General features: G+C 44.9%; 13 protein-coding genes. 5 read left to right on the top strand and 8 right to left on the bottom strand.

What is annotated here, in order from left to right; translation table 11 throughout:
• Positions 1–69 precede the first annotated feature (69 nt).
• Entirely contained in the window at positions 70–981 is a 912-nt protein-coding gene (locus tag ACSAZL_RS04770) for an ABC transporter ATP-binding protein (protein WP_440947587.1), read from the bottom strand.
• Entirely contained in the window at positions 974–1,912 is a 939-nt protein-coding gene (locus tag ACSAZL_RS04775) for an ABC transporter ATP-binding protein (RefSeq protein ID WP_440947588.1), read from the bottom strand. The genes ACSAZL_RS04770 and ACSAZL_RS04775 overlap by 8 nt, the downstream gene beginning before the upstream one ends.
• 163 nt (positions 1,913–2,075) lie before the next feature.
• Here ACSAZL_RS04775 and ACSAZL_RS04780 point away from each other — a divergent pair, with 163 nt between their 5' ends.
• Together ACSAZL_RS04780 and ACSAZL_RS04785 are read left to right on the top strand one after the other, a co-directional pair.
• Positions 2,076–2,882: a class I SAM-dependent methyltransferase gene (locus tag ACSAZL_RS04780; RefSeq protein WP_440947589.1), complete on the top strand. Its 807-nt coding sequence runs from the start codon at positions 2,076–2,078 to the stop codon at positions 2,880–2,882.
• Positions 2,864–3,751 (top strand): class I SAM-dependent methyltransferase, encoded by an 888-nt coding sequence (locus tag ACSAZL_RS04785; RefSeq protein WP_440947590.1) that lies wholly within the window; start codon positions 2,864–2,866, stop codon positions 3,749–3,751. Before ACSAZL_RS04780 ends, ACSAZL_RS04785 begins: the two co-directional genes overlap by 19 nt.
• A gap of 147 nt (positions 3,752–3,898) precedes the next feature.
• Here ACSAZL_RS04785 and ACSAZL_RS04790 read toward each other — a convergent pair whose 3' ends face one another.
• Both ACSAZL_RS04790 and ACSAZL_RS04795 read right to left on the bottom strand, forming a co-directional pair.
• Positions 3,899–4,663 carry an HAD family hydrolase gene (locus ACSAZL_RS04790; protein ID WP_440947591.1) on the bottom strand — a complete coding sequence of 255 codons (765 nt, stop codon included), beginning with the start codon at positions 4,661–4,663 and terminating at the stop codon, positions 3,899–3,901.
• Positions 4,664–4,817: 154 nt separating this feature from the next.
• Complete coding sequence (locus tag ACSAZL_RS04795) at positions 4,818–5,771, bottom strand: phosphotransferase (RefSeq protein ID WP_440947592.1); 954 nt, start codon at positions 5,769–5,771, stop codon at positions 4,818–4,820.
• A gap of 986 nt (positions 5,772–6,757) precedes the next feature.
• Here ACSAZL_RS04795 and ACSAZL_RS04800 point away from each other — a divergent pair.
• A complete protein-coding gene (locus ACSAZL_RS04800; RefSeq protein WP_440947593.1) occupies positions 6,758–7,465 on the top strand; it encodes an aminoglycoside phosphotransferase family protein in 708 nt (235 codons plus the stop codon).
• A 211-nt stretch (positions 7,466–7,676) separates the two neighbouring features.
• Here the strand turns inward: ACSAZL_RS04800 and ACSAZL_RS04805 are convergent, their stop codons facing one another.
• From ACSAZL_RS04805 to ahbC, 4 genes are all read right to left on the bottom strand, one after another.
• Positions 7,677–8,336, bottom strand: a complete 660-nt coding sequence (locus tag ACSAZL_RS04805) for a molybdopterin-dependent oxidoreductase (protein ID WP_440947594.1) — start codon at positions 8,334–8,336, stop codon at positions 7,677–7,679.
• A 384-nt stretch (positions 8,337–8,720) separates the two neighbouring features.
• Positions 8,721–9,779 carry a hypothetical protein gene (locus ACSAZL_RS04810; RefSeq protein ID WP_440947595.1) on the bottom strand — a complete coding sequence of 353 codons (1,059 nt, stop codon included), beginning with the start codon at positions 9,777–9,779 and terminating at the stop codon, positions 8,721–8,723.
• Positions 9,780–10,073: 294 nt separating this feature from the next.
• Complete coding sequence (locus ACSAZL_RS04815) at positions 10,074–10,301, bottom strand: hypothetical protein (RefSeq protein WP_440947596.1); 228 nt, start codon at positions 10,299–10,301, stop codon at positions 10,074–10,076.
• A 647-nt stretch (positions 10,302–10,948) separates the two neighbouring features.
• Positions 10,949–12,148, bottom strand: a complete 1,200-nt coding sequence (gene ahbC / locus ACSAZL_RS04820; RefSeq protein ID WP_440947597.1) for a 12,18-didecarboxysiroheme deacetylase — start codon at positions 12,146–12,148, stop codon at positions 10,949–10,951.
• A 787-nt stretch (positions 12,149–12,935) separates the two neighbouring features.
• Between ahbC and ACSAZL_RS04825 the strand changes: the two genes are divergently transcribed.
• Positions 12,936–13,199: a hypothetical protein gene (locus ACSAZL_RS04825; protein ID WP_440947598.1), complete on the top strand. Its 264-nt coding sequence runs from the start codon at positions 12,936–12,938 to the stop codon at positions 13,197–13,199.
• Positions 13,200–13,727: 528 nt separating this feature from the next.
• Complete coding sequence (locus ACSAZL_RS04830) at positions 13,728–14,048, top strand: hypothetical protein (protein ID WP_440947599.1); 321 nt, start codon at positions 13,728–13,730, stop codon at positions 14,046–14,048.
• The last annotated feature ends 415 nt before the right edge of the window (positions 14,049–14,463 follow it).

Consider the following 14,463-nt stretch of genomic DNA (forward strand, 5'->3'; position numbering starts at 1 on the left):
AGCGCTGTAAGATTTTGCATTGCGGTAAGTGCATGGAGTAATAATTTGATAATCGGAGCAATCATGGCATCAGGCATGTGAAACATTATGGCAGCTCACCCTCCGGCCGCCGTATTCCTGCATTTCAGGGCTTTTAAGGCATTTTTCTGTCTTTTCAGAGCAGAATTGATAGTATACGCACGAACCTGGGGCTCTGGCCTCCTGAGGTTCGGGGCATGATAAGGAACCGGAATCCGGGATCGATGTAATCCTGCGGGTGAACGGGTGGAGAGGTCTGTCCAGGACATCCTTCCCCTCCTCTACAATCTTCCCGCCAAACATTACGGCGGTCCGGTTTCCTATAGCATGAGCGAGCCCCTGGTCGTGGGTGATGAAGAGAAGAGCGCATCCCAGCTTCTGCTGGAGTGTCTGGAGGAGGCGGACAATAGCTGCCTGTGTGGACACGTCCAGCATCGACGTCGGCTCGTCACATATGACAAGTGCCGGTTCCAGCGCGATAGCACGGGCGATAACGGCGCGTTGCAGCTCCCCGCCGCTGAGCTGATGGGGGTATCGGGCTGCCTGTTCCGGCTCAAGCCCGACAAGCCCGAGGAGCCTGTCCAGTTCCTCTCCAATCTGCCTTCCGGGAGGTAATGCGTCCGGATGGATGCGGTAGGGTTCGCAGATGGAGTCGGCTATCTTCCACCGCGGATTCAACGCGCTTTCCGGTTGTTGCGGCACTATCTGGATTTTTCGCCGGACCGAGCGGAGTTCTTTTTCTTTCAACCGCGTCAGAGGCTGGCCTTCAAAGAATACCTCGCCCCGGGTCGGAGGAATAAGCAGGAGGAGCAGTCTAGAGAGGGTGGATTTGCCGCACCCGCTCTCCCCTACAAGGGCAAGTGTTTCTCCGGTGTCGATCCGGATATCCACCCCGTCAACAGCAGTAATCCGGTTCTTTCCCCGGGAGGCAAATATTTTCGTCAATCCTCTTCCTTCAATCATACAACCAGCACCTTACAGCCGATCCGTCCGGAAGAGCGATGAGCGGCGGTTCTACTCTGCATCGTTCTATCGCGTTTGTGCAGCGGAATCTGAATCTACAGCCTCCGTCATCTTTGTCTGACTCTCTTGTCCTGCCTGATATGGGGTGAAGTCCGTTCTCCGGGAGCGAACGGAGCATTCCCCTGGCATAGGGATGCCGGGGACCGCTAAAAAAGCTACTTTTTTCCCTGACTTCCACAATCCTTCCGGAATACATGACTGCGATCCTATCTGCGAGATTTCGGGCAAATGAGAGGTCATGTGTAATAACGAGAAGGGTGATCCCGTTCTCGCGTACAATCCGGAGAAGGGCGGAGACAGCCTGCCTGTTCATTATGTCTATCCCCTTAGTCGGTTCGTCGGCGATGAGCAGTTCCGGGAGGCCTGCAATCCCCATAGCAACAAGTGACCGTTGAAGCATTCCGCCACTGAAGGAGTAAGGGTACGAGTCGATCCGCTCTTCGGGAGGAGTTATCCGGATGAGTCGAAGGAGTTCAAGAACTTTCTTTCGAACTGCAGCTTTGTTTTTTTCCACATGGAGAGAGATCGGTTCTCCGATCTGGTCCCCTACGGTCATAGAAGGGTTCATTGCTCCTGCAGGGTTCTGCGGAACCCAGGCGATCTTGCTGCCGCGGATTTTTTCAAATTCGCTTTCAGAGGAGGTTAGGAGGTCAGCACCACGATATCTTACAGTTCCAGCAACTGTAGAGTTTGCAGGCAGCAGTCCGAGGAGGGCAAGGCCCAATACCGATTTTCCGCTCCCGCTTTCTCCTATGATGGCAAGTGTCTCGGACTGTATGACATTGATATCAACGCCGTCCACGGCCCGGATGAGCTTGCCTGATGTGGAAAAGTGTACATGCAGCTGTTGAACCTCAAGAATCGTGTTCATGGTCTACTTTTTTCCAGATTTTTGCTTAACTTTTGTTACGAAAATTACAGGGTGTATGTTATTACTATTTATATTTGTTTTCATATATTCTAAGACAATCAAAAAATAAATTGCTATATATTAACACTTATTTGTGTAAATGTATGATGGCGAAGGATGTAGTATGATTTTAAAGATCGATTGGGAGACAGCCTGGGCTGAAGGTATCGGTGAGATGAACCGGCTTTCCACCACAGGTTACTGGAACCGGCGGGCAGAGGATTATTCCGATATGGTACTGGCAAGTGATTGCAATCACGGCAGGAATATCCTCAACCTGTTTGAAAGGGAAGGGCTGCTGCAAAAAGAGTGGCATGTTCTTGATATTGCATCAGGGCCAGGTGCGATAACAGTCCCGTTTGCAGAGAGAGTGCGCAGGGTAACGGCGGTCGAGCCGGCAGAAAGAATGGCAGGGGCACTGATGTCATATGCGCAGAGCAGGGGACTTTCTAACATTGACGTAATCCCTCAGACCTGGCAGGAGGTAGATGTTGCAGCTTATGCGAAGAACTACGATCTGGTCATCTGCTGCCATGCCCTCTGGCAGTTTCCGGACATTCTCCAGCAGGTCCGGCGTATGGAAGCGGTTTCCAGGGGATATTGCTGTCTTGCTCACGGCTTCGAATCACCCTCTGAGACAAGTGAACTGATGGAAACTCTGGAGATTAATGAGGGTGACTTTGACCAGTTCATCACGGTATTAAACCTTCTCAATGATTCCGGGGTGCATCCGAATGTTGATGTAATCGATTACACCCTTTCCCGATCGGTTGCCTCGGCAATTGCCTCTATCAGCAACCTCGTAGGGAAATACCGGCCTCCGGATACCCGTGACAGCGCGTTTATTCAGGACTATGTGCAGAGCCGGGCTAAAAATGGCATATACCAGGTTAACGGCAGGATGGGGGTTTTATGGTGGAAAGTAGCATGATGGACAGCTCTCTTATATCCGGGATTGACTGGGTCAGGTTCTGGGAAGATAGTTACGATACCAGGTCGAGAATAATGCGCAGGGATTACGAGATCGATGACTGGAGTGAGCGGGCAGAGGACTACTCGGAGTCCAGGCGGACTAACCAGTACGAGTTCGGAGAGTCTGTATATGCCACACTCGACCACTATGGAGTCATTCCTCCGAACTCACAGGTCCTTGAGATTGGCTCAGGGCCCGGGACTTTTGTCATCCCATTTGCCAGGCGGGTTGGTCATATGACTGCAGTTGAACCTTCAGAGGGAATGATCCGTATGATCCACCGGAATGCTGCCGAAGCAGGAGTGAAAAACTATTCCATTCTCCCGAAGCTCTGGCAGGATGTGAACAGCACGGATCTCCGGGGCAAGTATGACCTCACCATCACCTCAACTGTCATCTGGATGTTCCGTGATATTATGGACCAGATCCGCCGAATGGAAGAGGTGACTCAGGGGTACTGCTGCGTTGTCGGAGGTATAGGCACCGGACAGACGTTTGAAGCAGAACTCTGGAAGAAGATTATGGGCGATACTCCGCACCCGCAATACCCGGAATACCCGTTGATATATAACCTGCTCTACATGCATGGAAGGATCCCGCAGGTGCGAATTATCGATTATACAAGCATGCGGACCCCTGAGAATATGTTCAGAATGTACAGGGTCTTCTACTCGATCTATACGGAAATCACACCTGAGGTTGAAAAGACAATTCGGGAGGCATTGTATAGAGATTCCGGCGAAGGACCTTGCGTCAGAAAATACAGGTCAGCTATAGTCTGGTGGGATCCGGCTGTTCGAAGGAAAGAGTTAAGGGGCATAGCCTGAGAATTGGGCAGGAACCCCACGGAAAGAAAGGGTGTGCCTGAGTGTTGGGAGCGGGGCAAAGAGTCCCGAATGGATTTCCGGAAAGGCTTTTGAAGATATCTGCCCATACGGCAGATCCCTCAAACGGGATCACCTTCATTTTTGAAATCAGTCCATTACCCCGTAATGTTTCCAGGCTTCTTCGATGGTCATTGCCTGTATCCCGAGCTTTCTGGCCGGAAGGATCTCGTTTTCGTAAGAGTCTCCGAGGGACATAACACACCTGGGTTCGAGTTCGAGTCCCATTCTTTTGAGTGCGGTCATAAAAAGCCTGAGGTCAGGTTTTTTGTACCCCACGTCGGAAGAGAAAATAACAAAGTCAAAGTAATCGTAGAGCCCGAGGAACCGGAGTTCCAGTTCGGAAAAGACCCGCTGCCCGTTGGAGATTATGCACTTGGGGATGTTGATGCAATGTTCGATTAACTTTATGCTCTGGGGAAAGGGACGGAGTTTTCGTATCGAGGCTGCCCGAAAGACCCTTGAGGTCTCAATTCCCATGGTTTTTTCGTCGATTTTCCAGATCGAGTTTTCCCGGCAGATCTCGGCAAAGATCTCTTCAACCCTGACTTCCGGGTATATCTCCTGGGATTCGTCCATCCTTTCCTCCACCTTAAACATGTACGTATCCCACAGCTTTTCCGGCTTTATTTTTACTCCGTGGTAGGCAAGCCATGCGCTTACGGTCTCATAAGTCTCGATCCTGTGTTCTTCGGTGTGGATATCGATAAGCGTCTGGTAGCAGTCAAAAATAACGCCCTTTATTTTGCAGCTCTCAAATGTCTCTTCCCCTGCTATGATAGGATCGGTGGGAACGACTATAGTGCCCTCTTCGGTTTCAAACTCATTGTTCTGTGAAATGTTCTTGCCTCCCATATCCCCTTAATATTTGTTTTCAATCCCCTTAATGTTACCCTCGGTCCCCTATTTCCTTTTGGAGTTCTTCTTTTAAGAGTTCTTCTTTTAAGAGTTCTTCTTTTAAGAGTTCTTCTTTTTCGAGTCCTTTTTTTTAGAGTTCCCTCATTTTTCTTCAGTTTCCTCTATTAATCGTATTTAAACATTCACGGGCTTCCCTTATGAGGTAATTCCTGTACTCGCCCTGATGAAGCCTTGCCGAACGGAGCAGCCCTATACTCATGAAAAAAGGCAAAATTCTGGTAACGTGGTAAAACTCCTTTTCTCCGCGGCTATACTCCCAGAGAAAGTTTCCTATATACGGTTCGGCTTTCCAGCCTCCTCCTTTATGCAGTTCGAAATAGTTTTTCAGTTCGGCAGTAAGAATTCCGAGGTCTCTTACAGGATTTGCCTCGTACCAGGAACTTTCAAAGTCAAGTGCATAGGGTTTTCCTTTGCAGAAAATATAATTGGAAGGGGTAACATCCCTGTGGACCATACAGCCGCACTCCCGGTCAATCCAGGAACTGTACCACCATTCTCCGAGAAGTTTGTTGAAAGTATCCCGTGTGCCGTAATCCAGTTTCAGGTGGTCCAGTACGTCGTGATAGTTCCTGAACTCATTTTCTTTATCATAAGCATATGACTGTGTATTGTCATGCAGCTGCCTGAGCATATGCGCCACTGCAGCAAGCTTTTCATAAAGGTTCTCTTCGCGTTTAAAGTACCATTTCAGTGATTTTCCGGGTACGTGTTCGGTTACAAGGACACAATTAAAATCTTTATTTATTGCAAGAGGTTTTGCAACGTTTATTATCGAAGCTGCTTTTTTCAGGTTCCGGTATTCATTCATCATGCCTCTGTAAGCGTTGTAAGCCTTTAGCTTCCCTGTAGGTTCGGCAAAAAATTTTGCCATTACACTGAAGTGTTCCCCTTTGAACTGATACCTGCAGACAGTGTGAGAGGAATTGTGCTTGAAAACATTCACACGGCAATTTTTATCTCGAATCCGGTGCCCTACAACTTCTTCAACAAGCCAGTCCCTGAATGGGTCCCCAGGATACAAAGTATTAACATGGCTATCTGCCACTTCAAATTACCCCCATTTTCCAGCCTCAATCTTAACAACTATACTCTTTGCCTCTCAGTTTCTCTTCCTTTTAACAGTAATGCAATGAAATACAGGCCAGCAAGCGTAAGCACTCACGAAGTGTAGCTCTCATGAATCCTATAACTCGTAACTCATGAAATATAGTGAAATAAAAGGCAGAAATAATCAAACCCTCTTATAGTCAAACGTAACTATGGACAGGATTTGATTCTTTGTTTTGAATCTTCAATACTGGCAAGAGTATACTATAGCCCGGGTATCTTATATTATTATTGGTGTTTCGATACGGACTTTTATCCCTCTCCTTTCTTACTTTGACTTAACGATGGATGCCTTTCTGGAAGAACGAAGTCCTGAGGCTGGGATAACATTCGGGTTCAGTAAAAAGGACTTAAAAATCGGATAAAATCGATGAGCAGTTGCGATATTACGGATTAATAAAATATTTTTGTTAAGTACAACTGTATAAGTCATCCGAGAAATTCATATCATCTTCATTCGAGAAATTTATATCATCTTCATTCGAGAAATTTATATCATCTCCATTCGAGAAATTTATATCATCTTCATTCGAGAAATTTATATCATCTCCATTCGAGAAATTTATATCATCTCCATTCGAGAAATTTATTTAATCTTCATCCAAATTTATTTAATCTTCATCCAAATTTATTTAATCTTCATCCAAATTTATTTAATCTTCATCCGGATCTTTGGTGAACCTATAGCTGGATATTCTATTTTCCAGGGGTGTTTGCGTGATTAAAATCTATAATGAAATACCTGACTCTTGTAATTGGCAAATAGTTGAGGAAATTAATCAAGGATGGTCAAATGATAAGAAATATTATGTCCAAACGACGGACGGTAGAGAATTTTTACTCCGAATGTCAGACATATAGCAATATGAGAGAAAGAAACAGGATTTTCAAACAATAAAACAGCTTGATAAAATTAACATCTTAATGTCGCATCCGGTTGATTTTGGAATTTGTAATAGTGGTCAGTCTGTGTATTCTTTAACAACCTGGATTGAAGGGGAGGGTGCAGAAACTGTTCTTCCCGGGCTAAGCGACAAAGAACAATACCAGCTTGGGATTAGAGCAGGAGAAATATTGAAAATAATTCATCAAATTCCCGCAGCAAAAAATCAGCTTTCATGGTCGGAACGTTTCAATCGTAAAATAAACAGAAATATTACTAATTATAAGGCCTGCGGAATTCATCTGAAAGGAGCAGATAAAATAATCGAGTATATCGAACAAAATCGATATCTGTTAGAAAATCGTCCCCAGTGTTTTCAACATGGTGACTATCATGCAGGAAATATGATTGTTACAAAATCCGGGGAGCTTGGGATTATTGATTTTGACAGGCTTGATTATGGTGACCCATGGGAGGAATTCAACCGCATTACCTGGTGCGCAGGTATAAGTGCCGCATTTGCTTCGGGACGTATAAATGGGTATTTTGATCATGATGTACCTGCTTTATTTTTTAGATTAATGGCTTTATATATTGCAAGCAACCAGCTTTCATCAATTCCCTGGTCAATTCCATATGGGCAGGAAGAAGTCCGTACAATGCTCAGACAAGCCGAAGATGTTTTGAAATGGTATGACGGATTCGAAACATACATACCGGAATGGTATATTTCAGGCCCGCCTGAGTAAACATGATGAATACCTTGAGCTCCTCCAAAAACACTTTCTCCCTTTCCTCATTAAGATAGTCTGCTGATACAAATTCTGCTGATACGAATTCTGCTGATACAAATTCTGCTGATACAAATCCTGTGAATTTTTTCTGTCGGAATTTCTTCGTGGATGAAGTTTCGCGGACTTGGCAGATTCGTCAAAGACGGGTTATTTGCGGTTTCTACCTTCATCTTTCAAAGGCAGGTCCACCAACATCGGCTATGTTATTGTACCCGAATTCTTCCCAGTACCCTCTGTAAGGTGAGTCACTGAGCTCAATTCTTACTATCCACTTCGCCCACTTGTACCCGTACTTGTCTTCAGCCACAAGCTGCAGGGGAAACCCTCTTTCAGGCGGCAGGGTCACATCATTTAGTTTATACGCAAGTATGATGTTGTTTTCCAGAAGATAGTCCTTATCAAGGGAAGTGGAATACCCGTCTGCGCTGTAAAAAATAACCGTTGTTGCATTTTCCATAGCCCCTACTTCCTCAAAGATCTCAGCTATCTTTACTCCGGTCCATTTTGCAGTGAAACTCCAGCCTTCCACACAGTTAAGGTCAACAACTTTAGAAGTTTGAGGCAATTCGGTTATTTCTTCGTAGGTAAAGTTCCGGGGTTTTTCCACAAGCCCGTCAACCCGCAGCCTGTAGCTCTCCCTGTCAATATACTGGGTGCCCTTGATGGCGTTGTTGCGTTGCTGTGCAATAGGGGTTAACTGCTGCCCCTGATAAGAAAGAGTCTCGGTTTCGTTGCCATGGACTCCCGTGCCTCCTCTGTCGGATACACAGCCTGAGAAGGCTGTAAATATAACTGAAAAAATCAGAAGTAAATGAATAAGCTTCATGTATTTGCCTGCCTCCCTCAATTCTATCTCACTCTTTTCCTTACTACTCCCTCTTTTTTATGATTTCTTCCTCAAATATGCTAAATATCAATCTCACCTGAATAAATGAATATCTGCAAAAGAAATTCATAGAGTTGTAACCATAAAAAGCAGGAGCAACAATGCGGGTAACTAACAGAAAAGATAAATCAATCAGGACTTATGCAGTTGAACTGAGAAATCAATAGCATTTAGCTCCCAACAACCTAAAATATAAATTTAATTCACAGTGTCTGTCGAGCCTTGTTTTGTATCTCCTATGAGTAAATCCTGCCATAAATCCTGCCATTATTCTTTTTGCTTTGTTTGCACATGCTTATGCATGTTCGGGCAATGAGGTGCGGTTTAGTTGATTACTTGTTCGGCTACCTCTACCTTCAGCAGTGCCCGGACATTTTCAATCTGGTTAGCAATAGTTACTGTACTGGAACCTGCAAACAGCAGCCCAACAGCTACATTATCCAGCGTCGTTATCAGTGAACCCGAATCACCGCCTTCGCTCATTGAGGTAGTTATGATCTGGTCTTTAAACCGTGCAACCTTGCCTTGACTATAATTGATATCTACAGTTGCATTGACTGCTGTGATCCTGCCTGTGGTAAAGGCTGTGGTGCGCCCGGTTTTTTTCACAAGATCCCCTACCTTTACGAAATTTTTCTGCTTCCATCCCCGCACTTCTCCGATCCAGTAAATTTCCCGGTCGATATTACGGAACTCCACGAGCGCAAGTGCACAGTCCACAGTGTTGTTCTGAGATTCTCTGGGTTCCGAAAAATCGATGGGTACAAATCTAAACAGCGTACCTATTCTGTCCTCCGGATCTTCCCCTCCATCAAAAGCTCCAGGTTGCAGCACCGCATCTCCGATCTGTCCTGCATTGGAAGCTGCAAGTACGTGGTTATTACTGAGAATGTAGTATTTGGGCGGCATGCCAATCCCCTGTACAGGCGGGCTGACCTTACCTCCAGGCAGGATATCGTAAACACCTGTAGCGATGGTACCTGCTGTGATATCTTTATGTCCCACGCTGTATCCTCCTTTAGCCGGACGGACGCGGTTCTTCAATGCCAGTGGCGAGAAAGCTTCCGGTTTTGGTTCACTTCCTGCCATAGGTATGCCTATCGCCATCACATCTGTTTTATGCCCTCCCAGTTCTTCAGGTATTATAGCTCCCGCAGGCAGCATTGATTTTTCAAGTTTTTGCGTGACCAGCACTATCAGAGCAGATTCGCCTGTAGGTTTTCCATCCGTCACCTTGGCACCTACTGCCAGACCTACCACGTTGGGAAGTATCCTATCTGGATGCAGGAATTTGTCAACTTCAGCCCTATGCGCCATCGACGCAGCTTCCGCATCCTTCTCTTTTATCATCCATATATTTGCCGATTCCCCTTTCTTTACCATAATTTATCCCCACTCCGACATAATTTCAATTTTATTTTATCTGTTTTTAATTTTATTCTAAATTCATTTGTTGTTTCCTGCACACCTGATCGTGTATGACTGTTATTGAAACATGGCTGCGTTTTCAACAAATAATAAAAATCGATCTGATGTTGGCCGCTTCGCTATCCTTGTTGACCAACTATTATGAACTGCTGCTCAACGCTGTTCCAGTTCCGACATCCACTACCCGGCGTACTCTATCCCCCAATACCTGGAGTACACCGTCCTCAATACTTTATGACGCTATCCTTACTACTTGGTGTACGCCGTCAGGTCACCAATCTCTTCGACCTCGACTTCATATCCTTCAAGTGTTTTTGGTATTTTTTCTTCGGGACGGAGTGAGGAATCCGAAACCTTGTGTGTAACTCCCACGAAAATCACATCCTTTTCATTTTTCTTACCGGTCCAAACACCCCTGACATTAGGCAGATCCATCAATTTGACCTCGTACTTTCCCCTCACGTCCTCAATGTCCATCTATATCTCCTATGGTAATTTGTTATGTAGTATCCTATCCATCAACCTGTTTAGATTAAAGCACTGTTGTGCTGTACTGTAATAATAGCACAGCGTTATTATTTATCGACCCTTCCATATCCAGATTAACCGGTTAGCCAGATTCCCTTTGAAATCTTTCGTCACATCCTTCAGGTAATCTGTATAAAAACAGCTAAGGAAGAATACACTTGCCCTTCAGGATCTATGGATCCTTGATTTCCAGTACAAACTCAGGCATAACATCAATTTCCCAAATACTCCCCCTGGAGATTTTTGGCACACAATGGTATTTATTACAATACCTCCTGGTGATCAAACAGCGGTACTGAAATACTATTATTAATTCAATATATAATTTTCATTTTCTATGTTTATTCTTAGATATATTCTTCTGAATCCTATTTATAAATCAAATTGTTAGTGATCACATACTCTAAATGAGTTGTCTGACAATTCAATTAAAAAGTGAAAAAATGACAAAAAGAGAGTATTTAAGACATTTAATTTAAAAAGGAAGATTTGTTCATTACTACTATTTGTTTATTCCTTATAGGAATTGTCGGGCAGCCTCTAAAGGGGTATTCTTTTCCCTCCTGATACAAAGGTAAAGGGCGCCTGAATTATTTTCAGGCTTCATCGTATCCGATTTCTTCTTTTGTGAGGTAGCAGGCTGGGTCGTCTGCCCAGACGTTTCCGTACACGGCTTCGGCTCGAACCCGGAAGTTTCCGTTGCAGACGTCGAACCATTTGCATTTTGCGCAGCGGTCAGCGTTAGCCTGGATAAGGGGCTTCCTGTGCTTGAGCCCGGCCATAAGCTCGTCACTCTGGTCGGTCCAGATCTCACTGAAGGGGCGTTCCCTGACGTTTCCGAAGGAGTAATGTCTCCAGAACTGGTCGGCGTGCACCGAGCCGTCCCAGGACACGCAGCCGATGCCTATTCCGGAAGAGTTGCCCTGGTTCATGGACAGGAGTTCGAACACCTCGGCTGCTCTTTCCGGGTTTTCCTTCAGGAGCTTGAGGTAAATGTACGGGCCGTCGCAGTGGTTGTCCACGGTCAGGACTTCTGCGGGGAAGCCTTTCTCGTGCAGGGCTTTTGTCCGTTCCATTATGAGGTCAACGGCTTTTCTGGACTCTTCGGGGGAGAGGTCTTCGTCCACCATTGTCGAACCTCTGCCGGCATAGACCAGGTGGTAGAAGCAGACCCTGGGGATGTTTTCTTCCTCGAGCAGATCGAAGATGGCAGGGATATCCCGGACGTTCTGCTTGTTGATGGTGAAGCGAAGCCCTACCTTTATACCTTCTTCCTGGCAGTTGTGCAGGCCCCTGAGAGCGGCATCGAAAGCTCCTTTCATGCCCCTGAATTTATCGTTTGTCTCCCGGACACCGTCCAGGGAAACGCCCACATAGGAGAGGCCTACGGCTTTGAGTTTTTTAGCCAGTTCCTTATCTATGAGGGTTCCGTTTGTGGAAATTACAGCTCTCATACCTTTTTCCCGGGCGTAGGCAGCAAGTTCGGGGAGGTCCTTTCGCATTGTAGGCTCGCCTCCGGAAAAGAGCATTACAGGGGAGCCAAAAGCGGCCAGGTCATCGATAAGGGCTTTTCCTTCTTCTGTGGAAAGCTCGTTTTTGAATTCCATGTCCTTTGCCTGTGCATAACAGTGGACGCATTTCAGGTTGCATCGGCGGGTCATGTTCCAGACTACTACCGGTTTTTTGTCTTTTGAAAACTGCAGCAGGTGAGAAGGAAGCCGCTTTGAGTCCCTTCCATAACGAAGGGCGTCAGAAGGTTCCACGGTTCCGCAGTAAAGTTTTGAGATGCCTATCATGTCGATCAGTCAAAATTGAGATTGTTTTCCAGAAATTAGTACACAATTTAAGATTGTTATTCACTTTAACTTGGCTTTCTGATTGTTTTATATTAACTTAACTTTCTGATTATTTTATGTTTTGTAGAGATAAGGTGAATATATGGGCATTCACGATTATAAAACTAAGGTCAGAATGCCCGGATTCGAGAATATGACCGGAAACGCCGAATAGCCCGAAGTCAACCGAGAAAATATTCTCGACTACATATTCTCGATTCTTAAAATTATCTATTTGCCGATGGCATAAAACCTCTTCGGATTTGATATCTCTGATTGTTCTTTCAACTTTATAAATTTCATACCCGGCTCTCCATCTATTTCTAAGTGGTCAATCCGCCCGGAATGCCTGCATTGTTATGTTGTCGGGTGTGGTTACCATCCTGCTTTCGTCAAAATATTCAAATCCATTACTCTTCGCTGGTTAATTTGATCAGTCAGGGTTTCACCTCATGAATATTATACTGTTGCTGAAAAGGCATAATCAAAAACGCCGGTGTTGTGGTCGATCATCGCAGGGACTTGATGTCTCCTTCGGAATCGAAGACCCGGACGTCCCCGGTGAGGGAACGGCCTATCCTGCGATAGTACTCGTGATTTCGGTTGCTATTGCTTCAGCCGGTTGGATCCCGGAACCCCGGGACCCCGGAGGCAATCCTGGTAAGGATACGAATGGTGAGTGCAGATAGGTAGTATAGAATTCCATCAACGACATCTTCAAAGTTCAGGCAGACCGTTGGCCAAGACATTGAGGGTGATTGCCGGGTACGATATAAGGGCTGATATAAGTTCCTGGTCTGACCAGCTCTTCGTTGCGGTGATAGAGGCATCACAGATAGCGACCGATGCAGGAATGGCTTTGAAAGTCTCTTTTTTCTGGGCATTAGTAATGATTCCGGAAAAGCAGAGGTTCTCCTCAGGGTGGTTAAAAGCGTGGTGCTCCGGAGGAAGGTTGAAAAAAAATATAAAAGAAAGTCAAGTTTCAAAAAAGATTAAGAGCTTACAAAAATAATTATTTTTTAATGTTAAAAAACACCCAGTAACGGGACGGTTTTACTTTTCAAGCATCTGAAATCTGTTTCGTCTGGAGAAATGTATTCCATTATCCTCAGGCAAAATCCGTAGGATCTGCTGTACATCTCGCATTCTCCACACCTTGCTGGCATCTGGTCCGTTGCTTTTCCTCCCTTACATCACATTCCAATTATATTTCTTCTCTAAAGTAGAGAACTTTTCAAAGTTATATACTTTATCCATAATTTAATCTTTATTTTAATTCATCTGTAACTATTTTTTTCGTCCCTTCCATGACAAATTTCAGAATTACTTAAAGGAAAAGGTCGGGACTAAATGCAGTTTTAACTACACGGATAGAGAGCATGGTTCTGAAGGTATGTTTTCTGTAGACTGCTCTATTTAGAGTAAAAAACATCTGATTTTCATCTTCGGCGTGCTTAATGACAACAAATGCAGAGACGTAACCGTCACCTGACCTGCAAAAACCGGACTCACTTATTATAAGGAAAAATTAGCAATCATCATGAATTTAACCAGTGCTCATACTCCAGCGAACATCGGGAAAAGTTCATCGCTGTTTATCAAAAATTCCTCGAAGAAGAAAGGCGCAAGCTTCTGGAGGGCCTACCCAAAAATAAGGAAACCCATATCGAAACCTGAAAAAAGAGGTATGGTCTGCGTAGATCTCGATGGAGGGGTCTCGATGAAACAAAGAAGTGCCGCGCGAAAGCTAAGGAACTGGAAAACAAGCCGGCCTTCCGCCACAGAGAATTCCGAATCAAAGAAAGGAACACTTTTTGAGGAAGGTTGGCTACGTGAGTTTATACTTGAATGCATAGGATAATGTAACAAATAGAGGTCGGGAAAGAAAAGGAGAAAAAAGAGGGATAAGGTCGGGGAAGTTTTCGAGCTTCTTCCGGATCGGCTCGGGATATAAAAGATCTGTTTTCCGGGCTCAAAGGGTTTGTTTAAAATAGTTATGAAAAGGGGATCGGGATTGAGAGAAAAGGATTTACTCTCAATGTTTAAGGGTGGTGGCGGAAAGGGGTTGAATCAAATCTGGACTTCGTTTTTTAATCGTTTTTCCAAGTTGTGTATACTTGTCGCAGAACTAAACATTATCATTATATATAATATTTATGAATGAGATTGGAATTGATTCCAAAAAATAAGCAAATTTCTTCATTATTTTGAAATTGATTTTCAGATTTATCGAAAACCAGAAGGATTGGGAGGTCAACGAGTTTACTCTCAATCTT

Origin of the sequence: Methanosarcina mangrovi, assembly GCF_052057765.1 — an archaeon.
Lineage (GTDB): Archaea > Halobacteriota > Methanosarcinia > Methanosarcinales > Methanosarcinaceae > Methanosarcina.